This window comes from Vibrio sp. 779(2023) (assembly GCF_033344285.1).
Taxonomy (GTDB): domain Bacteria; phylum Pseudomonadota; class Gammaproteobacteria; order Enterobacterales; family Vibrionaceae; genus Vibrio; species Vibrio alginolyticus.
In genome coordinates this window covers 1-1,046 of the sequence record NZ_JAWPOM010000222.1, presented here as the reverse complement: position 1 = coordinate 1,046, position 1,046 = coordinate 1, and the positions used below count along the sequence as shown (strand labels likewise).

At 47.1% G+C, this 1,046-nt stretch carries 2 protein-coding genes; both read right to left on the bottom strand.

Annotated elements, in window-relative coordinates; all coding sequences use genetic code 11:
* Window positions 1-591: ATP-binding cassette domain-containing protein (locus R8O70_RS26215; protein WP_318184590.1), on the bottom strand; the 591-nt coding region annotated here is incomplete at its 3' end.
* A 2-nt stretch (window positions 592-593) separates the two neighbouring features.
* A partial coding sequence (locus R8O70_RS26210) for an ABC transporter permease subunit (protein ID WP_318184589.1) occupies window positions 594-1,046 on the bottom strand: 453 nt, incomplete at its 5' end.

Genomic DNA, 1,046 nt, shown 5'->3' with positions numbered 1-1,046 from the left:
TGCTGAAAACGGTTCATCCATGAGAAGAATATCTGTGTCCATCGCAAACGCACGAGCCAAGCCCACACGCTGCTGCATACCACCAGATAGCTCATGCGGGAGCTTACTCTCCCATTCTGACAAGCCTACCATTTCTAACTGTTCACGTGCTTTTGCACGGCGCTCTGCTTTACCTATACCTTGCATTTCCCGGCCAAAGGCCACGTTATCTAGTACCGTTAGCCAAGGCATCAGAGCAAACTTCTGGAACACCATCGACACTCGATGAGTACGTAAATGACGAAGCGTTTGCTCATTACAGTTAGCGAGCTCCACCATATCATCGCCGTCTTGGATTTTCAGAGAGCCACGAGAAATATCATTGAGCCCGTTCACCGTGCGAAGCAAGCTGGATTTGCCAGAACCCGACAACCCCATCAACACACAAATCTCACCGCGTTTGACCGTCAGAGAAACATTATCAACACCAACGACCTGACCGGTTTCGTCGATGATCTCCTGACGAGACTTACCTTGATCCAGCAAAGCCAAAGCTTGTGATTGCTGCTGACCAAACACTACATCAAGATTTTCAATAGTAATTGCGTCCATGATTAAGCCTCCTTCTGGTTTGGTGCTTTGCATAAGCGATCAAGAATGATTGCAACAAGAACAATCGCTAAACCAGCTTCAAAACCTTGCGAGATATTTACCGTGTTCAGTGCGCGTACAACTGGCTTACCTAAACCATCTGCACCTACTAGTGCGGCAATGACCACCATCGAAAGAGATAGCATAATACATTGGGTAACCCCCGCCATGATGCTTGGTAGTGCCGCAGGTAACTCCACCTTAAACAGTAACTTCATACGGCTTGCACCAAATGCTTTACCCGCTTCCAGTAGCTCTTCTGGCACTTTGATGATGCCCAAATACGTCAATCGAATTGGTGCTGCAATGGCAAAAATGATGGTTGATATCAGTCCCGGTACAATGCCTAAACCAAACAAAACTAACGTCGGGATCAAGTAGACGAATGTCGGTACGGTTTGCATCAGATCCAAAAT